At 44.1% G+C, this 19,205-nt stretch carries 20 protein-coding genes and 1 other RNA gene; 14 read left to right on the top strand and 7 right to left on the bottom strand.

What is annotated here, in order from left to right:
• Nucleotides 1–8 precede the first annotated feature (8 nt).
• From rpsB to AAA942_RS18025, 3 genes are all read left to right on the top strand, one after another.
• Nucleotides 9–770, top strand: coding sequence for a 30S ribosomal protein S2 (rpsB, locus tag AAA942_RS18035; protein ID WP_338221697.1), 762 nt, complete (start codon nt 9–11; stop codon nt 768–770).
• Nucleotides 771–953: 183 nt separating this feature from the next.
• Complete coding sequence (gene tsf / locus AAA942_RS18030) at nt 954–1,784, top strand: translation elongation factor Ts (RefSeq protein ID WP_338221696.1); 831 nt, start codon at nt 954–956, stop codon at nt 1,782–1,784.
• A 128-nt stretch (nt 1,785–1,912) separates the two neighbouring features.
• On the top strand, nt 1,913–2,329 hold the full coding sequence (locus AAA942_RS18025; RefSeq protein ID WP_338221695.1) for a hypothetical protein: 417 nt from the start codon (nt 1,913–1,915) through the stop codon (nt 2,327–2,329).
• A gap of 96 nt (nt 2,330–2,425) precedes the next feature.
• On the opposite strand, the gene AAA942_RS18020 is transcribed toward AAA942_RS18025, so the two are convergent.
• Entirely contained in the window at nt 2,426–3,715 is a 1,290-nt protein-coding gene (locus AAA942_RS18020) for an aminopeptidase P family protein (protein WP_338221694.1), read from the bottom strand.
• 111 nt (nt 3,716–3,826) lie between these two features.
• Between AAA942_RS18020 and AAA942_RS18015 the strand changes: the two genes are divergently transcribed.
• The 4 genes from AAA942_RS18015 to AAA942_RS18000 are packed head-to-tail and all read left to right on the top strand — an operon-like array spanning nt 3,827 to nt 8,359.
• Nucleotides 3,827–5,056: a M16 family metallopeptidase gene (locus tag AAA942_RS18015; RefSeq protein ID WP_338221693.1), complete on the top strand. Its 1,230-nt coding sequence runs from the start codon at nt 3,827–3,829 to the stop codon at nt 5,054–5,056.
• 3 nt (nt 5,057–5,059) lie between these two features.
• Nucleotides 5,060–5,707 (top strand): O-methyltransferase, encoded by a 648-nt coding sequence (locus AAA942_RS18010; RefSeq protein ID WP_338221692.1) that lies wholly within the window; start codon nt 5,060–5,062, stop codon nt 5,705–5,707.
• A gap of 59 nt (nt 5,708–5,766) precedes the next feature.
• Nucleotides 5,767–7,344: a LysM peptidoglycan-binding domain-containing protein gene (locus AAA942_RS18005; protein WP_338221691.1), complete on the top strand. Its 1,578-nt coding sequence runs from the start codon at nt 5,767–5,769 to the stop codon at nt 7,342–7,344.
• A 22-nt stretch (nt 7,345–7,366) separates the two neighbouring features.
• Nucleotides 7,367–8,359 (top strand): DUF3078 domain-containing protein, encoded by a 993-nt coding sequence (locus AAA942_RS18000; protein WP_445083354.1) that lies wholly within the window; start codon nt 7,367–7,369, stop codon nt 8,357–8,359.
• On the opposite strand, the gene AAA942_RS17995 is transcribed toward AAA942_RS18000, so the two are convergent.
• Entirely contained in the window at nt 8,356–8,802 is a 447-nt protein-coding gene (locus AAA942_RS17995; protein WP_338221690.1) for a hypothetical protein, read from the bottom strand. The genes AAA942_RS18000 and AAA942_RS17995 overlap by 4 nt on opposite strands.
• A 125-nt stretch (nt 8,803–8,927) precedes the next feature.
• A complete protein-coding gene (locus tag AAA942_RS17990) occupies nt 8,928–10,070 on the bottom strand; it encodes a DNA polymerase III subunit gamma/tau (RefSeq protein ID WP_338221689.1) in 1,143 nt (380 codons plus the stop codon).
• A 246-nt stretch (nt 10,071–10,316) separates the two neighbouring features.
• Between AAA942_RS17990 and ssrA the strand changes: the two genes are divergently transcribed.
• Both ssrA and AAA942_RS17980 read left to right on the top strand, forming a co-directional pair.
• Nucleotides 10,317–10,718, top strand: a transfer-messenger RNA (tmRNA) gene (gene ssrA / locus AAA942_RS17985).
• A gap of 122 nt (nt 10,719–10,840) precedes the next feature.
• A complete protein-coding gene (locus AAA942_RS17980) occupies nt 10,841–11,194 on the top strand; it encodes a hypothetical protein (protein ID WP_338221688.1) in 354 nt (117 codons plus the stop codon).
• Between the two features lie 15 nt (nt 11,195–11,209).
• Here AAA942_RS17980 and AAA942_RS17975 read toward each other — a convergent pair whose 3' ends face one another.
• Both AAA942_RS17975 and AAA942_RS17970 read right to left on the bottom strand, forming a co-directional pair.
• Nucleotides 11,210–11,905, bottom strand: a complete 696-nt coding sequence (locus tag AAA942_RS17975) for an ABC transporter ATP-binding protein (RefSeq protein ID WP_338221687.1) — start codon at nt 11,903–11,905, stop codon at nt 11,210–11,212.
• Complete coding sequence (locus AAA942_RS17970) at nt 11,902–13,395, bottom strand: DUF5687 family protein (RefSeq protein WP_338221686.1); 1,494 nt, start codon at nt 13,393–13,395, stop codon at nt 11,902–11,904. The genes AAA942_RS17975 and AAA942_RS17970 overlap by 4 nt, the downstream gene beginning before the upstream one ends.
• 88 nt (nt 13,396–13,483) lie before the next feature.
• Here AAA942_RS17970 and AAA942_RS17965 point away from each other — a divergent pair, with 88 nt between their 5' ends.
• A complete protein-coding gene (locus tag AAA942_RS17965) occupies nt 13,484–14,215 on the top strand; it encodes a nitroreductase family protein (RefSeq protein WP_338221685.1) in 732 nt (243 codons plus the stop codon).
• 13 nt (nt 14,216–14,228) lie between these two features.
• Here the strand turns inward: AAA942_RS17965 and AAA942_RS17960 are convergent, their stop codons facing one another.
• Both AAA942_RS17960 and AAA942_RS17955 read right to left on the bottom strand, forming a co-directional pair.
• Nucleotides 14,229–14,660, bottom strand: coding sequence for a VOC family protein (locus AAA942_RS17960; RefSeq protein ID WP_338221684.1), 432 nt, complete (start codon nt 14,658–14,660; stop codon nt 14,229–14,231).
• 110 nt (nt 14,661–14,770) lie between these two features.
• A complete protein-coding gene (locus AAA942_RS17955) occupies nt 14,771–16,414 on the bottom strand; it encodes a S41 family peptidase (RefSeq protein WP_338221683.1) in 1,644 nt (547 codons plus the stop codon).
• A 158-nt stretch (nt 16,415–16,572) separates the two neighbouring features.
• Here AAA942_RS17955 and AAA942_RS17950 point away from each other — a divergent pair, with 158 nt between their 5' ends.
• Genes AAA942_RS17950 through AAA942_RS17935 form a run of 4 tightly spaced genes read left to right on the top strand, consistent with a single transcriptional unit; the run spans nt 16,573 to nt 19,095 of the window.
• Entirely contained in the window at nt 16,573–17,331 is a 759-nt protein-coding gene (locus AAA942_RS17950) for a hemerythrin domain-containing protein (RefSeq protein ID WP_338221682.1), read from the top strand.
• Nucleotides 17,331–17,744, top strand: a complete 414-nt coding sequence (ruvX, locus tag AAA942_RS17945; protein ID WP_338221681.1) for a Holliday junction resolvase RuvX — start codon at nt 17,331–17,333, stop codon at nt 17,742–17,744. Before AAA942_RS17950 ends, ruvX begins: the two co-directional genes overlap by 1 nt.
• On the top strand, nt 17,741–18,295 hold the full coding sequence (def, locus tag AAA942_RS17940) for a peptide deformylase (protein ID WP_338221680.1): 555 nt from the start codon (nt 17,741–17,743) through the stop codon (nt 18,293–18,295). The genes ruvX and def overlap by 4 nt, the downstream gene beginning before the upstream one ends.
• Nucleotides 18,295–19,095: an amidohydrolase gene (locus AAA942_RS17935; protein WP_338221679.1), complete on the top strand. Its 801-nt coding sequence runs from the start codon at nt 18,295–18,297 to the stop codon at nt 19,093–19,095. The genes def and AAA942_RS17935 overlap by 1 nt, the downstream gene beginning before the upstream one ends.
• The last annotated feature ends 110 nt before the right edge of the window (nt 19,096–19,205 follow it).

Below are 19,205 nucleotides of genomic sequence, written 5' to 3'. Positions count from 1 at the left end.
TTTTATTCATGTCAAAAATCGAATACAAAGACTTACTGGATGCTGGTGTTCACTTCGGACACTTGACGAGAAAGTGGGATCCAAGAATGGCTCCATATATCTTCATGGAGAAAAACGGTATCCACATTATCGACCTCAACAAAACGCTTGCTTGCCTCGAAGAAGCATCCAACGCAATCAAGCAAATTGTACGTTCCGGCAAAAAAGTGATGTTTGTCGCTACGAAAAAACAAGCCAAAGACCTGGTAGCAGCAGAAGCTCAGCGTCTCAATATGCCTTACGTGACCGAAAGATGGTTGGGCGGTATGTTGACCAACTTCGCTACCATCAGAAAATCTCTTAAGAAGATGTCTTCTTTGGAGAAAATGATGAAGGAAGATTCTTACAAGAACTTGGCTAAGAAAGAGCGTCTGATGGTAAGCCGTCAGAAAGACAAAATGGAAAGTGTACTCGGCGGTATCGCTGACCTGAGCAGACTTCCTGCAGCTCTTTTCGTAGTAGATATCAAAAGAGAACACATCGCCATCGCAGAAGCACAAAAATTGGGTATCCCGGTTTTCGCTTTGGTAGATACCAACTCCAATCCTAACGAGGTGGACTTCCCAATTCCTGCAAATGACGATGCATTCAAGTCTGTTTCTTTGTTGGTAAAAGCTTTCGGAGCAGCCATCGAAGAAGGTCTTTCCGAAAGAAAGAAAGACAAGGACGAAGCCAAACTTTCTGAAGAGGAAGAGGCAAAAAGAGCAGTGGACGCAGAAACTCAAGAGTAATCCACACCGATTTGAAATAAATAAAATTGAACATCCGGCCCAGGCCGATGTTCAATTTTTTTGTTTTTACTCTTTCCCCGGGTGAGAAGCTTAACCCAGAGGAAATATTCCCCGGTCCCCTGTTTTGTAACTTGGACCGGCAATCACAGAAATTTATTAATCGCTAGATAAACTGATCACAACATGGCAATTACTGCACAAGACGTAAACAAACTGAGACAAATGACCGGTGCCGGTATGATGGACTGCAAAAAAGCTTTGACAGAAGCTGAAGGTGACTTCGAAAAAGCAGTAGACATCCTCAGAAAAAAAGGTCAAAAAGTATCTGCTTCCAGAGCAGACCGCGAGACCAAAGAAGGCGTAGTAGTAACCCGAGTAGCCGAAAACGGCGCAAAAGGAATCCTTCTTTCCCTGACTTGCGAGACTGACTTTGTGGCTAAAAACGAAGAATTCGGTGCTTTCGCAAATACTTTGATCGATATGGCTGTGGCCAACAATGCTTCTTCCAAAGAAGATATCCTTGCCCTACCTTTCGAAAACATCACCGTAGCTGAGAAAATCGTAGAAATGACCGGTAAAATCGGTGAGAAAATCGAAATCTCTCACTACGAAGTCATCTCTGCTGAGAAAGTCGTTCCTTATATCCACTCCAATGGCAAATTGGGTGTATTGGTAGGATTGGTCAACGCATCAGGTGCTGATGTAGAAGATGCCGGAAAAGACGTAGCCATGCAGATTGCAGCTATGAATCCGGTAGCCGTAGACAAGGACGGTGTAGATGCTTCCATGATCGAAAGAGAAATCGAAATCGGTAAGGAGCAGGCTAGAGCTGAAGGCAAGCCGGAAGAGATGTTGGAAAAAATCGCTATGGGTAAGCTTCAGAAGTTCTACAAGGAAAACACCTTGTTGAGCCAACAATTCGTAAAAGACAACTCAAAGTCTATCGCTCAATACCTTGACGGTGTAAGCAAAGGCTTGACTGTAAATACTTTCAAGAGAATTTCTATCGGGTAATTATCCCAATTAAACTTCTTACAAAAAACCCTCTCGGAGCGATCTGAGAGGTTTTTTTTATGATATAATTTGTGTTTTTTAACATTTATCGTAATTTTAATAACTTAAATAGTTAAAATAATTGGATAATGGATAAAATTGAGAGAAAGGCATTTACAAAAAACTTCTTAGAGGCGATTGAACATCTAAAAGAGAAAAATCTTATCAAAACTGATAGAGATTTAGAATTAAAAGCAGGAATAAGATCGCAAAGAGTAACTGGGATGAGATCTTATCTGGAAAAAAATAATGGAAAGGCATATTACGCAACTCCAGATCAAATAAAAAAACTAAATGAATTATTTAATGTCAGTTTAGAATTTATTTATAAAGGGATTTACCCAATAATTGAAGGAAAAAAGGATATCACTATTGCGCCAGAAAGAGTTTCGGAAAACTACCAAACTATCTCTAAAGTCATGGAAGAAATTAATTTTTTAAAAGAGAAAATAGATTTCTTAAATGAAAGGGTAGATTTTCTTTTTGAAAAACTTAAATCAAAATAAAAAACTCTCAAAATCGTTTCTTGGGAGTTCGGTAATTCGGTCAACAAACTTTTCCAAAGTTTCGAACTTTGGAAAATTTACCCCATCTGAATCTCCTTAAGAATTCATCAAGTCCTCAATCTCTTCCGCTTCTATCGGAATATTCCGCATCAGATCGAAATATCCCTCTTCCTGAACCACCACATTGTTTTCCAAGCGAATCCCAGACCCTTCCTCCGGAATATAGATCCCCGGCTCTACGGTGAATACCATTCCTACTTTGATCGGAAAATGCATGGTACCCACATCGTGCACATCCAATCCCAAATGATGGGAAGTCCCGTGCATAAAGTACTTTTTGTAGGCTGGCCAATTCGGATCCTGATTTTTGATATCCGTCTGATCGATCAATCCCAGTCCGACCAACTCCGATTGCATGATCAGGCCGACTTCCCGGTGATAGTCCTGAATAGTCACTCCAGGACGAAGCATGGAAGCGGCTTGTCTTTTGACCCGCAAAACAGCATCATAGACCTGTCGTTGCCTTTTGGTGAATCTTCCGCTCACAGGAATAGTTCGGGTCATGTCTGCATTGTAATTCCCATACTCCGCACCGACATCCAGCAACAACAATTCCCCGGCATTGCAGGCTTTGTTGTTTTCGATATAGTGCAAAACACAGGCAGATGGACCTGAAGCGATGATTGGCTCGTAAGCAAAACCCCGGCTTCTGTTGCGCACAAATTCATGAATAAATTCCGCCTCGATTTCATATTCAGTCACTCCGGGTTTGACAAAAGACAGAATCCTGCGAAAGCCTTTCTCGGTGATATCACAGGCGATTTGCATCTGATCAATCTCCTCCTGTTCCTTGACTCCCCGGAGTTCGTGCATGATCGGGGCTGCCCGCTCATATTCATGAAGAGGAAACTTTTCCTTACAAGCTTTGATAAACCTCGCATCCCGGGTCTCCACCACGACTCCGGCACGAAGATGCTCGTTGGTATTCAGGTAAATCCGATCCGAAAGTGCCATTACTGAGTTGAAGATCTGATCAAAGGCAGACAACCATTGGATATTTTTGATCCCGGAGGCAGCCTCAGCTTCTTCTTTGGTGTATTTGTGGCCTTCCCAGACGGCGATATGTTCATTAGTTTCTCTGAGAAAAAGTACCTCTCTCCATGCAGGATTCGGACAATCAGGCGCGATCAACAAAATGGTCTCCTCCTGATCGATACCACAGAGATAAAAGAGGTCATTGTTTTGCCGAAATTTCATCGTGCCATCCGCGTTAGTGGGCAAGATGTCGTTGGAATTGAAGATGGCCACTGAATTTTTCGCCAGTTTGGCTGCGAGCTTAGCCCGGTTGCGGATATAAAGTTCTTTGGGAAGAGGTTGATATTTCATAGTCAAATTGATCTCAGGGCAAGTTAATAAAACCTGTCTATCCTCGGAATCAAATTCAGAGATAGCCCGTTTCAAGTTAAATTTGTACTTTCCAAAAAGGATTAGCGCAGCATGCAATTGAATATAAAAGAGCTACCCAACGGGATTCGGATAGTTCACCAACAAGTCACTCACACCCGTTTGGTTCATTGCGGATTCATTCTCAATATTGGCAGCCGAGATGAAGATAAAGAGCAGGAAGGACTTGCCCATTTTTGGGAACACATGGCTTTCAAGGGCACTCATAAGCGAAAGACTTTTCACATTATCAACCGACTTGAATCTCTCGGGGGAGAACTTAACGCCTACACGACCAAGGAGAAGGTTTGCTTTTACGCTTCCGTGTTGAAAGATCATTATCCAAAAGCTGCCGAATTACTGTTTGATATTACGTTCAATTCCACTTTTCCCGAAAAACAAATCGAAAAAGAGCGCCAAGTGATCTTGGAAGAAATGGCCATGTATCGGGACTCACCGGATGACTCCATTCAGGATGACTTGGATGCACTCGTCTTTGCCAATCATGCCTTGGGAAGAAATATCCTAGGCACCGAAGAGACCGTGGGGCGATTTTCCCAACAGGATTTCTTTGATTTCATTTCCACTCATTTGGACACCTCACAGCTGGTTTTCTCTGCAGTGGGAAATATTTCCTTTGAAAAAGCCCTTAAGGCAATCGAAGGCCCACTGAAAGAAATCCAAACCAGACGGACCCTTTATGTCAGAAATGGATTTCACACCTACCAACCCCAAATCAAAACCGTCCGAAGGGAGGTTTCCCAATCCCTCTGTGCCATAGGTAGGCCGGCCTACTCTCAGCATGACCCCAATCGGTACAAGCTCTTTCTGCTCAACAACATCCTGGGAGGTCCAAGCATGAACAGCAGATTGAACCTTTCCCTTCGCGAAAATTATGGCTATGTCTACAGCATCGAATCCAGTTATCAGCCTTTTTCAGACACAGGATTCTTTGGGATTTATTTTGGGACGGAAGAAAAAACCCTGAAAAAATCCCAGGCTATTGTCCATCGGGAAATGCAAAAGCTCCGAACCAAAACCTTGGGAACCCTTCAGCTCCACATGGCCAAGGAACAGGCCATTGGACAGATGGCCATGGCCGAAGAAAACTATGCAGCCCTAATGCTTGTCTATGGCAAAAGCCTGATCGATCATGACAAAATTGATCCCTTGGAGCGGATTTTTGACCAAATCCGCTCTACTACAGCCACCGACCTACAGGAAATCGCCCAGGACATCTTCAATCCTGAGCAGTTGAGCGTACTCACTTATATCCCTTCTTGATCCATGGAATTCATCGACCCAGCCTTACTGGCTTATTGCGAGGTCCATACCAGCCCGGAAGATCCTCTTCTCCAGAAAATCACCCGGGAGACCCAAGCCAAAGTCCTGATGCCTCGCATGCTTTCCGGACATCTTCAAGGGAAGACTCTGGAGCTCTTTGCAAAAATGATCCGGGCTCAATCCATTCTGGAAATCGGTACCTATACCGGGTATTCGGGAATCTGCCTAGCTAGAGGCTTGAGCAAAGGTGGCAAACTGACTACGCTGGATATCAATGACGAACTGGAGCCCATGGTGCGGGGTTTTTTTGAAGAAAGTGGTCTCGCCCATCAAATCGACTACCGACTGGGCAATGCAAGGGAAATCATCCCTACCCTTTCGGGACCTTTTGACTTGGTTTTCATTGACGCGGACAAATACTACTATTCTGAGTATTTCGACTTGGTGATTGACAAAGTCAGTCCGGGAGGGATTATTTTGGCTGACAATGTTCTTTGGTCAGGGAAGGTAGTACAGGAAGAAGGAAAAAAGGTAGACAAGGATACCCAAGCTTTGCTTGACTTCAACCGGAAAGTCCAAGAGGATTCCCGGGTCGAAAATGTACTTTTACCTCTTAGAGACGGGATTCTGATGGCAAGAAAACTGGATTAGGACAAAATGGGAATCATTTTTGCTATTTGGGGCAATAGCAATTGATTTTCCTGAATACCATGACCATAAGACTACCCAGCTTACTCTTTTTGACCTTTTTCAGCACTTTGGGAGCACTCTGGGCCCAAATCCCCCAGGTTCCGAGTGAGATGGAATTTGCAGACCTCATCGTTCGAATCAATCCCCAAGCCAAACGGGAAATTCAACTGGATGTGGATGCGCTATATCGTAACCCTACCTACTTCAAGCTCAAAAATGACCGGGTTAATCTTTTCATGCCCATTGTGGAAAGAGAACTTCGCAAGCAAGGAGTGCCTGATGACCTGAAATACCTGGTAATCCAGGAAAGCGGATTGATTGCAGATGCTGTCTCTACTTCCAATGCGGTAGGATTTTGGCAATTTAAGAAGGGAACAGCAGAAGAAGTGGGCCTAAGAGTGGATGGACAGATCGATGAAAGAAAAAATATTGTCACTTCCACTCAAGGCGCGGCCAAATACCTCAAAAAGCATCAGGCTGTACTGGACAACTGGATGACTGCACTCGTCTCTTATCAGATGGGACTTGGTGGAGCCAAATCCTACTTCGGAAATCAATATTCGGGTAAAAAAGTCATCGAAGTAGACCGAAATTCCCATTGGTATTTCAAAAAGTATCTGGCCCATAAAGTTGCCTATGAAGGGCAAATCTCGGTTTTTGCTTCCAATCAGCGCCTAGCCGAAGTGCAGATTCAAGGTCCCGCTACATTTAGCACCTTAGCCAAAAGATTTGGTGTCAGCGAAGATCATCTTAAAGAATACAATAAGTGGGCTGTCAATGGAAAAGTACCGGCAGGTAGTCACACCCTTTTCTATATCGCTGCAGGATCTCTACCAATAGAGCCTGCTATAGTGACAACCCCGGAAAAGAAGAGCTCCACTTCCACTTCCACCTCCTCAAGTGCGGTTTCGGCTGTCTACAAGCAAGCTGACTCTTATCCCCGAATCAGCGGCAACACTACCCAAGCCAACAAACCCAATCAAATCAAAGTCAATGACCTCGACGGAGTGCAAGCAGGTACTGCTACTACCCAAAGTCAATTTGCAGACCGAGTGGGATTGAGGGAGAAAAAACTCAGAAAACTCAATGACCTGGAGCCGGGAGCAAGAATTGAAACCGGGAAGTATTACTATACCGAAAAGAAAAAGGCCAAAGCCGATGTGGAAACCCATATCGTACAGCCGGGGGAAACGCTTTGGAGCATTTCACAGAAATACGGAATTCGATTGGCTTCCCTTAAGGCAAAAAACAGAATCCGCAGTGACCGGGAGCTTAAGGCAGGAATGGTTCTGCAGCTTCAGGAGCCCAGAAAACGGGGAGAGGAAATTCAAATCGTTCCTCTGAAAAACTCTACCCCTACACCACGAACTGTAATCGCACAGGACAACACACCTACCCCAGCTCCGTCCCCATCTGCTCCAAAACAAGAACAGAAACCATCTTCCAGCCCAAGCTACCACATAGTCAATCAGGGAGAAACGCTATTTGCCATTTCAAGAAAGTATGGAATCACAGTAGAACAGCTGAAGTCTTGGAACAACATCGGCAGCAACAACCTCATCTCCATCGGTCAGAAATTGGTTATCTTCCAGCCCTGATTCAGCCTGTTACCTCAAGTAAATGCGACGTTTCCTCCTATTTTTCAGTGTGTTTTTTGGCTTGCTGATCCAGACTTCCATGGGTCAGGATCGGATTATAGTTCCGGATACAGTTTTGATCAACGGAGACACCTTGGTGATGCTGGGCGATTCCATTTTGATAGAGGAGCCGGAAAAAGAGATCTTTTGGTCTACCGGCGGAAATTATAACCTGAATATCCAGCAAGTGACCTTGAGCAATTGGGCCGCAGGGGGTGCCAGTTCTTTTGCGCTAAACTCCGGAGTATCCCTCTTTGCCAATTACAAAAAAGACAAAAAAGTCTGGGATACGCAGTTGAATATCAATCTGGGTTTCAACAGGCAAAATGATCGGGCTTTTGAAACCAGAAAAACCAACGATAACTTCGTTTTTTCGAGTAACTACGGAAGGGAATTATCCGAAAAATACTTCCTCTCTACCCAACTGGATGCCCGAACTCAATTGCTCACCGGGTATAAGTACAGCCGTCCTGCGGGAAGTGAATCCGAAATCAGAACCAAAATCTCGGATTTACTCTCTCCTGGCTACATTCAGTCCTCAACCGGTCTGAATTATCGAAGGACCTTCGAGGACAAAAGCAGCCTTTCCCTTATCGTTTCTCCTTTTACCGGTCGATTCACCATCGTGCTGAATGACTCACTTAGTAATGCTGGTGCTTTTGGGGTGACTCCCGGAGAAAATGTGCGTGCGGAAGCGGGGATGTCATTTGCAACCCGTATAGCAGATTTCAGGCTTATGGAAAATGTGACCTGGAGAGCCAACCTTAACCTTTTTTCCAATTATGAGCGCTTTGGGAATATGGTGGTCAACTTTAATTCCGATATCCGATTAAAGGTCAACAAGTATATCTCCACCCGGATTGAGACGGTACTTATCTATGATGAAGAGGTTTTTATCAAACAGGACGATGGAAGCAGCAAGCAGGCGGTGCAATTCCAAAACCTGATTAATTTCGGCGTTTCACTCGATTTTTAGAAATCTACATCCAGTCCAAACTTCCGCTGAAGCTCTATCAGGGCAGGATACTTTTTCATCAAGTGCAGGAGCTTGTCACTGTCTGTATATAGCTTTCCACTATGATCATCTTCTTCCTCCTTGATATGAACTCCAATGGTAAATCCGTTGGCACCGGTCAATTTCCGGATCAAGCCCACCAAGTCAGGCTTCATTTTATTGGCAATCTCTTCCTGCATATGCCCGGAGACTTCGAGTCTGACTTCACCCGAGATCAATTTTATTTCTTGGTCCAAGATCGTCTGCTCAAACTTACGTTCGGCCTGTCGAAAGTGATTTCTGATTTCAGGCAGACAAGAATCAAGCAGGTCTTGGGTCAGAGTTTTTGATTCCTTAGGCTCCTCTACTATTACTTCTTTTTCAGCAGATTTGGGAGCCTCGGCTTCCTTTGCCTTTTTATCCACCAACTGCTTGGTCTGGCTCAGACTGACAGGAATAGAGATGGTGGACTTTACAGGAGATTTTTTCTCCAGTATTGGAGTTGAGCTGGAAAGAGGAATAGGTTCCGCAGAAATCTCCGAGGGATTAGTTAACCTTTTTTTTTTAGCTCATCAGCCAAAGTAGCTATGCGAAAAGCATGGGGAAGTTTTGCCATCTTCATCAAGGCCAATTCCACATGAAGGCGTTGGTTTTTGCTGGTTCGGTAGTGGATATCACACTGATTGGCAAGATTGAGTGCGGAGATCAAAAAGGATAAAGAAGCCTGTTGAGTCTGCTGAAGGTAGCGCTCCTTGGCGGAATCTGATACTTGCAGAAGGTCAATGGTTGCTTCATCTTTTACCACCAAGAGGTCCCTAAAGTGCTCACTCAGGCCAACGATAAAGTTATGTCCATCAAAGCCTTTTTTCAGAATCTCATCAAAAATCAAAAGAACCGAAGAAATGTCTTCAGCTACCAAAGCATCCACTACCCTGAAATAATAATCGTAATCCAGAATATTAAGATTGGCGATAGTCTCTTGGTAAGTCACCTTTTTCCCCGCAGAATAGGTGACAATCAGGTCAAAAATCGACAGGGCATCCCGTAGAGCCCCATCGGCTTTGGTAGCAATCAATCGAAGGGCCTCTTCTTCGTAATCGACACTTTCTTTCTCGGCGATGTACTGAAGGTGATCGGCAATGTGCTTGATCTGAATTCGGTTGAAGTCAAAAATCTGACAGCGGGAAAGAATGGTCGGGATGATTTTGTGCTTTTCCGTAGTAGCCAAGATGAAGATGGCATACTTAGGCGGCTCTTCCAAAGTCTTCAAAAAAGCATTGAAGGCCTGGGTAGAAAGCATGTGCACCTCATCAATGATATACACCTTGTATTGACCTTTTTGAGGAGCGTAGCGCACTTGCTCTACCAGATTCCGGATGTCATCTACGGAGTTGTTGGATGCGGCATCCAGTTCATAAATATTGAAAGAAGCGTTGTTTTGGAAAGAAACGCAGGAATCACAAGTTCCGCAAGCTTCGTAGTCTTTGGTGAGATTCTCACAGTTGATGGTCTTGGCCAAAATACGGGCACAGGTAGTTTTTCCCACCCCTCTTGGTCCACAGAAAAGAAAAGCCTGGGCAAGGTGGTTGTTTTTGATTGCATTCTGTAGTGTGGTAGTAATATGCTGCTGCCCCACCACACTCTTGAAATCTGCTGGTCTGTATTTTCTTGCCGAAACGACGAAATTTTCCATCGCTGCAAGATATAAAAAAGTGGATACTCAGGAAGGGAGAAAAACGAGCTATGGTAAAGTTTTTCAGTAATTGATTGATTTTTAAACGGATTGGAAAATTGAAAAATTGGAAGACTGGAAAATTGAAAAAGTCGAAAAGTGATAAGGCTGTAAAATTATGGCTGGAGTTCTCCAAAATATCGTAAATCGAAAATCGTAAATCGAAAATGAACGAATTTCCTTCTACTTTTGTCTTCCCTACACAATGGGGCTGACCGGTTTTGACAGTAAGTGTAAAGATCGGGCTCGCATGCAGGCTGGAGTATGTACGGCCTTGAAAGATTCATACGAACGATAAATGGCGAAACTTCTTACGCCATGGCTGCCTAATCTCTCCTAACTAGGACAGATCGCTTAAAGGGTTGAGTCGCGAGAGTGATTCCCCGGCCACATCTCCCCACTCGCCGTCTGATCCGGGTGGATTCGAGGTGTCGACTTGATCGGACTGCTGCTTGTGATGCGATTAAGCAAGCTTAAGGCCAATCGATAAGCCAAGTTCAGGTGTGTCACCCAGCATAATTTGGTCGAAAACCCAACCGGTGACTAAGCATGTAGACGGTACGGTGTTTCCTTATCTGGACGCGAGTTCGAATCTCGCCAGCTCCACAAAAAATCCCTTCAGCACAAACTGAAGGGATTTTTTGTTTTTTTCTCAAAACTTGTTTCCTTGACATGAAGTTTCACTTTTCTGCTAATGTCAATTTTCTCTTACGATGCTGAGTAATAGCCCAATGAAAAAGCTGCTCCCCCTTTTTTTGTTTATTGTCGGCTGTAATATCATTCCTCCGGAACCCTCAGATTACACCATAGAAGAGGTCAATGTAATTGGCGGTCCAGTGCTCTCTGTTCAGGACAGCGTCGGCTTGCTATTGACAGTAAGAGGGCTTCCTCCTACCAATGCATGGAAAATGGTGTGGGAAGTCAATGGACAGGATGTATTTACCCAAGATGTCTCAGGAAAGCCCGGCACTTTTTCTCTCACTAAAAAGTATCGGGGAACTCAGACTGGAGAATATTTTTTCAAAGGATGCATTCAATCCAAAACCAGAAGAATTTGTGATGAGACCGCCTTCTTTCTCCAATAGGAAAAGAAAATCTCCTTATCCTGTAAAATAGGCCTCCAACTCACTCATCATGGCTTCTTTTTCCCTCAGGTCACGGATGATTTTTCCCTTTTCGAGCAAAACAATCCGGTCACAGATCTCTGTCACATGATTCAGGTCATGGCTGGAGATCAAAAAGGTTCTTCTGGAATTTTCAGTTTCTCTGAGGACCAGTTTCTTCAATCGAATCTGAGAACTCGGATCCAGATTTTCGAAAGGTTCATCCAAAAACACCACATCAGGATTACCCATGAGTGCTGCAGCTATGCCGACTTTCTTGAGGTTTCCTTTGGATAGGTCTCGGATGTATTTCTTTTTACCTAATACTTCATCATTGAATAGCTCCACAAACTTCTCCAAATGCAGCCTTAAGTCAGCCTCGGACATCCCGTAGATTTTTCTCAAAGACTCAAAATACTCGTCTGGAGTCAGATAGGACAAGAGCATGTGCTCGTCCAGATAGGCTCCTACTTTGGCTTTCCAAGATTCTGTTTTGGCCACATCCTCCCCATTGATGGTGACCTTGCCACTGGTAGCTCTTACCAAGTCAAGCATGATTCGGAAAAGTGTCGTCTTCCCGGCACCATTGTTTCCCACTAGGCCAAAACATTGACCAGAAGGGATTTCCAGATTTTCGACATCCAAAACGACGGCATCTTTGTATTGCTTTTTCAGCTGGTTTACAGTAATCATAATTCTTGACGGAATGAAGATGAAATTTCGTAACGGTTATTGAGCACTCTATTGATATTGACTTGGGACAAGGGTTTGAAAGCCACCATCCCAATCAGTCCGATGACTCCTAGCGCGATCACCCCGGCTACTTCATTGAAAAGAAAAAATACCGGCAGATAGATCGCATAAGGAAAAATAAACATCGGGATAAACATCAGCCACTGTGCCGCACCCATGCCTTCGTAGTTAAACATGGCCCCTTTGTTTAAATCCATCGGCTTGGGCTTCCAGAGGGAAAAGTAAATGATGACATGCATCAACACGCCGATATTGAATAAGAAGCAGCACAGATGCAAAAGCAGAAACTGCAAGCCAAAAAAGGCGTAAGGAATCGAGGCCAGAAAGCAAATAAAAGAGGTGCCGATAAAGAGCAGGTATTTCCCTCTGATCAGCGATTCAATCCCATTCTTTTTGCTGATATAAAAATCAAAATTGGAGGAATTCCAACTGAGAAAAACCTGGGCATATTGGAGCATAAAGATACCGGTAATGAAAACTCCAACGAAGATAAATATCCAGTGGAGGCCGCTTCCCTCCTCAGTGGCATATTGGGGGTTTTTGTAGAAAATCAATCCATACAGCAGGAAAAACCCAGCCAACATCAGGTATGTCCTGCTCTTTTTGTGCCGGATGATGAGCTTCCACTCCAAATTGGCCAACTCTCCCGCCAAACCGAATCGGGAGAAAAAGCCGATACTTTGATTGACAAATCGGACATCTTCTTCTTCCGTCAAATCTTCTAGGTAGGCATTGGCCACATAAAATTTGAAGCAAAGCACATAGGACCCCACAGAAAAAGCCAAAATGGCAAGAAATGGAAGAGGACTCAGCAAAGCTAAATCAAACACCGGCTTCATGATTTCACCCAAATTAAACCAACCCATATAGCTGGAGCCTGTCCCCAACAGCAAGACTGCCATCACAGAAATCAGCCCAATCATGCTGTCATCAAAACGCTGCTTGAACCAAAGCATAAACCAATGCAAAGTCCAGCTGGTGAGCAAAATGGAACCTAACCAGGTAATTACCCCTTGCCAACCGTATTCACCGCCTACTACTTCCAAAGAAAAAGGAAGGAAAAGCAAAAGAGCGATCAGAGAAAGTGGGGAAATAAAGGACCTGAAAAGGAGAATATGAACGATTCGTTTTTTCCCGATAGGCAAATGAAGAAGACTTTCTAGGTCTACCACCGGCAATTTTTGGATAAAATACCGATACATGAACTCGGCCAGAAAGAAGTAAATCAGATAGCTGTTGAGTACTTCAAGAGGATTTTGGCCTTCAGCCAACTGCTCAATTATCCGCTTGAGCAGGAATCCGGCTGCAAAAACGTAGCTAAGGAGAAGCAGGGCCAGAAATCCCATGAATAGATTCATCAGGAGACTTTTGGCGAAAGAAGTGGACCGGACACTTTTCAGAAACTGCAGTCGAATAAGGGTAAAAAACATAGGCTTTTGTCTGGAGTTTTTTAATGCTTGACCAAAATAGACCCAAACCTTTTAATTTTTAAAATAAATTTGACCTCAAAAAGGATAAATGAGGAATAAACTACAGGAATTAGGATTTTTTGAAGCGGTGGAGCAGAGACGATCAGTACGAATCTTCGATCAGACTGCTCCTTTTGACCATTCGATTGTCCAAAAATGCCTCGAGGCGGCGATCCTTTCCCCCAACAGCTCCAACCTGCAGCTCTATAACTTTGTCCGTGTACCGGAAACCTCCCCCCTCAAGAACCAACTGGCCAAGCTTTGTATGGGACAAAAAGCAGCCACTACCGCCCGGGAATTGGTCGTGGTGGTAACCCGAAGAGACCTTTGGAAATCCCACGCCAAAGCCAATTATGATTACATCAAGAAATCATACGAAGGCAAGCCGGACAAAAAGCAGAAACAGGCATTGAGCTATTATGACAAATTGATCCCCAAGCTGTATTCCTACTACCCCGGCTGGTCATTAATCAAAAAGCTAATCGCTTGGTGGGTGGGGCTAAAAAGACCCATGGTGCGGGAAGTGGGTGAAACGGAGGTTCGGATTTCTGTTCACAAAAGCGCTTCTTTGGCCGCAATGACCTTTATGCTCGGGATGAAAGCCTCCGGCTACGACACCTGCCCCATGGAGGGACATGACTCCAAGCGGGTGAAAAAGCTGCTCAATCTCCCCTCTTCCTCAGAGATATGCATGATTATCGGCTGTGGAAAAGGCCTTCCTGAAGGGGTTTATGGTGAGAGGTTCCGAGTTCCTACTGTTGAATTGATCAAAGAGAGCTAGGAAAATAATCTATTTAAAAATCATCATTGATCTCGATCCAGTATCCATCCGGGTCTTGGATATAGATCTGCTTGATACCATCCACCCGGTTGGTGATTTCTCCTTTTACCCCTGCCCAACTTTCGAAAGGATAATTTCTTGCTTTCATATTGGCTACGAAAGCTGCCATATCAGGAATGCTAAAGCACAAGTGATTGGTTTTTGACTTTTCTTTCGGATGATTTGCCGCTTCGATCAAATGTAAAGAAGCCCCTCCCCCGATGTCGTACCAAGCATGCAACCCATCCTTGAAAGGTTCTTCGATTTCCTTGAGCGCAAGTACATTCTGATAGAAATCCATGCTTCGTTTCAATTCTGTCACATGGACGGCAATGTGATTCACTTTAATTTGGGCTAAAGAAGTCATAGCAAACGTCAAGAATAAACAGGTAAAAAGGGTTTTCATGGTTTTCTGGGTTGGATGATTAATGATAGCCAATTTCTTCTCAAAATGAAAAAGCCAGCCATTTCTTTCAATGGCTGGCTTAATTTTAATTTATTTTTTATGAGAAAACTCTATTCTTCTTTCAGGTCAGTAGCCATTGCAATTCGATCTGCTTCATCAAAAAGATTGATCGCCCGCATATAGACTTCATTGATATCATTGACCACTTTGTAGAAGGCATTGTCATCAAATATCTGACGACCCAAATGAGCTTTGACCAATAACCTCAGATATTCCTTAGAGTTGTTAAAATCCTTGGCATCAAAATCCACTTTATTTTTCTTGCCAAACTCGGTCAACTCCATCAGCATAGCATCACTGACTTTATATTGGGTATAATACTCATCCAATGACATAGAAGTAAAGCTATCCTTATTCTTGCCATAGAAATCCAAGATAAACTCTCTTGAGGAGTCCGAATTGAATAAACGGGTCACATAGGCACTGTTCATGGTGGTGTCCAATGGCACGAAGTAGTCTGGCATGATCCCTCCACCTCCGTAGACTAATCGGCCTTTTTTGGTTTCGTATTTTAGACTGTCATTGAACTTGATGCTGTCTGCAGAGAAAAACTCTCCATGCTCATACCGATCCATCCAGTCTTTCTCGTAAGCCTCGTAATCTGAGCTGTAGGGCTTTTGAATAGATCTTCCTGAGGGGGTGAAATACCGAGCAATGGTCAATCGCAATTCAGCTCCATCCGACAAGTCAATCGGCATTTGCACAAGACCTTTTCCAAAAGATCTTCTACCAACAATCAGTCCCCGATCATTGTCCTGAATAGCTCCAGCCAAAATCTCTGACGCCGATGCAGAACCCTCATTGATCAACACGATCACAGAGCCCTCCTCAAACATACCCGGCTTGAAAGCAAAAGCCTTCTGACTGTATTGAGATACTTTTCCTTCTTGTGAAACAATCAAATCACGATCTCCCAATAATTCGTCGGCCATATTGATAGCAGCACCCATATATCCTCCCGGATTTCCCTGAAGGTCTATGATCAGCTTCTTCATACCTTTCGCTTGGAGGTCACTAACTGACTTTCTAAATTCTTCATAGGTGGTGGCAGCAAACCGGGTTACTTTAATGTACCCAATTTCATCATTGACCATATAAGCAGCAGGAATACTGTATTGCGGGATTTTATCCCGGGTGATCTCGTAGGTGATCAGGTCCGGATTATTCTTTCGCTTGATATCCACCACCACTTTCGAGCCTCTTGGGCCTCTCAGGTAGTTAAATACATCCCGGTTGGTAATACCGATACCTGCGACATTTTTCCCATCCACGGAAATAATCTGATCTCCGGACTGGATTCCCAAAGCTTCGGATGGACCTCCTGTAAGCGGAGCCACTACATAGATGGTATCTCGGATGATACCAAATTCAACCCCTATCCCATCAAACTCCCCTTCCAGTTGTGATTGGGCAAGAGAAGCATCGCGGGCAGGAATATAGCTAGAGTGCGGATCCAGGTGTTCGAGCATCTTGTTGATACCGAATTCCACCAGCTCGTTGGTATTGACGCTGTCTACATAGTCCCTATTTATGTATGTCATAATCTCCTGTAGCTTGTAAAGTGCTGCTCTGAGATCATTTTGATTGCCTTTGGGTTCGGCAAAAGTCGCCCCGATCCATATTCCGGCAGAAATAGCCAAGGCCAAAAGTATGGGCAATCTGATTTGGGCTTTTGAATTTTTAGTCTCGCTCACGTGATTTATTGTTATCTCCTCTAAGTAACTCAAACTACAAGAAAATCATTTGAGTTTAAAATGGATTTTAGATAAAATTAACGATTCATTATACGATAGGAAAAGATAAAGGTCTGAATACCCCAACTTTTTCCCTCAAAAAAAATTAATTTTGTGCAATGAAGTTAAATCCCGGATTTGAAAAAAATTCTGTTGGTGAACTAGTTTCCGAGAACTATGTTTTCGCTGCTGTTTTGCACTACTTTGGGATCAGCTTTTATCAATACCCCACTGATTCTCTGGAAAAAGTCTGCCGCAAGCACAAAGTAAATCCCCAGCAACTGGTGGCAGAATTGGAAGCTTGGGCAGAACAAAAGGACCCTTCCGTTGAAGATCTCTACCTGAATCCCATCGAGCTTCTTGTCGCTTATTTAAAAAAGAAACATTACTATTTCGTCAGACAAGAACTTCCTTTTCTATCCAACATGGTCTCCGGAATCACCGCTGACTCCAAGTATGTATCTTTGATGGCAGACTTGAAAATCATGTTCCCCATGTTTGTGGAAGACTTCATTCATCACATCCATGAGGAAGAAAGTCGGATGTTTAAGCGGATTGAGCTACTTCAGGACATCGAAGATGGAAACTTCAGAACTCAAGATGCTTTGGTGATTTTGGAAAAAGATCCTATTCGGCTGCTTGCCGATCAACATGAAATCCACGACGACGAAATGCAGGGAATCCGACAGCTGACCAAGGATTATTTCCTCGACGAGGATGCCCCGCTGACCATGAGAGTGCTTTACCATGAGTTGCAGAATTTTGAAAAGGAACTGTCCATCCACGCCAAAATCGAGGATGAACTCCTATTCCCCAAAGCTGTTCAGCTGGAAGTAGAGGCACTCAGAAAAATCCGCAAACAAATCCAAACCAACTGATGGCAAGAATCCTCGCCATTGATTTGGGAACCAAGCGCACCGGAATTGCTGTTACTGATCCGCTGCAGATTACCGCAAATCCTTTGGAGACAATAGACACGGCTCAATTAATCCCTTTCCTGAAAGCCTACTTTACCAAAGAGGAAGTAGACACCCTGGTTTTAGGACTTCCTATCCGGCTCAACGGGCAGGACAACGAAATGACTCCAAAGGTCAGAAGTTTGAAATCAGAACTTGAGCGTGTTTTTCCGGAGAAAAAAACAGTATTGATCGACGAGCGATTTACTTCCAAAATGGCCATGCAAAGCATGATAGCCATGGGAAGCAAGAAAAAAGACAGAAAAGAAAAGGCCGGCAACCTGGACAAGGTCTCTGCCGCCATCATTCTTCAATCCTATTTAGAAAGACAATGATTTACCCGATAGTTGCTTATGGCAACCCGATATTGAAAAAAGAAGCTGAGGACATTGCCGAAGGCACCGACATCTCCAAGCTGATCCAGGACATGTATGCCACCATGGACCATGCCAATGGGGTGGGTCTGGCTGCTCCTCAGATTAACCAAGGAATACGCCTTTTTGTCATCGACAGTACACTCATGCTGGACGAAAATGACGAAGAAAAGGGAATCCGAAAAGCATTCATCAACCCCATCATCCTGGATGAATATGGGGATAATTATGGTTTTGAAGAAGGCTGTCTAAGTATCCCTGATGTACGGGCGGAAATCATCCGGCCTGAAAAATTGACCATAGAGTATTTCGACGAAAACTGGAACCTGCAGGAAGAAGAATTCTCCGGAATGACCGCCCGAGTAATTCAGCATGAGTACGATCATTTGGAGGGAATTCTTTTTGTGGATTACCTGAAAGGTTTGAAAAAAAGGCTCATCCAATCCAAACTGATTGATGTAAGCAAGGGTAAAATTTCCACGGATTACCGCATGATTTACCCCCTTCGCTAATGGAAAAAAGCCCCGAGATAAAGATTGCACTCGTACAGACAGATTTGCATTGGCTGGACAAAACCGCCAATCTGGCGATGCTGGAAGAGAAAATCTGGGAGTTGAAGGGGCGATGCGATTTAATTGTACTTCCGGAAATGTTTCCAAGCGGATTTACCATGGAGGCACAGAAGCTGGCCGAGCCTATGAACCTTCACATCCACAAATGGATGAAGCAGATGGCAGCCCAAACCGGGGCAGTGATCACAGGAAGTGCAATCATCAGCGAAGGAGGACACTTTTTCAATAGGCTTCTGTGGGTATGCCCGGATGGCCACACCGAGCATTACGACAAGCGCCATCTCTTTAGAATGGCAGATGAGGAAAAGACTTTTTCCCCCGGAAAGCAACTTCCGATTTTTACCCTGAAAGGTTGGAATTTTTGCCCTCAGATATGCTACGATCTCAGATTCCCTGTATGGGCGAGAAACGGTTGGGAAGATGGAATTGCGGGCTACGATGTACTATTTTACGTAGCATCCTGGCCAGCAGCAAGAGTAAGTGCCTGGGACGCCCTGCTCCCAGCAAGAGCGATCGAAAATCTTGCTTATTCCTTTGGAGTGAATCGAATCGGAACTGACGGAAATGGCATCCAATACAATGGTCACAGCGCAGTTTTTGACTTTAAAGGGGGAAAAATCCTAAACCTGGAAGAGGAAGAGTCCATCCAAACCATCTCTCTCAATTTCAAGGATTTGGAAGATTACCGAACCAAATTTCCCGCTTGGCAGGATGCAGATTCTTTTCAGATCACCAAATAAACCCGGAAGAACGGCCTTAACTCTCCTTGAAAGGCAGTTTGAAACCACCCCAATTTTTGTATTTTAGCCCTCCAATTTAGCTCTGTCCTTATTTTTCCCCAGCCGAAGAA

The sequence above is a fragment of the Algoriphagus sp. oki45 genome, assembly GCF_036245605.1.
GTDB lineage: Bacteria > Bacteroidota > Bacteroidia > Cytophagales > Cyclobacteriaceae > Algoriphagus.
This window is presented reverse-complemented; position numbering and strand designations above follow the sequence as displayed.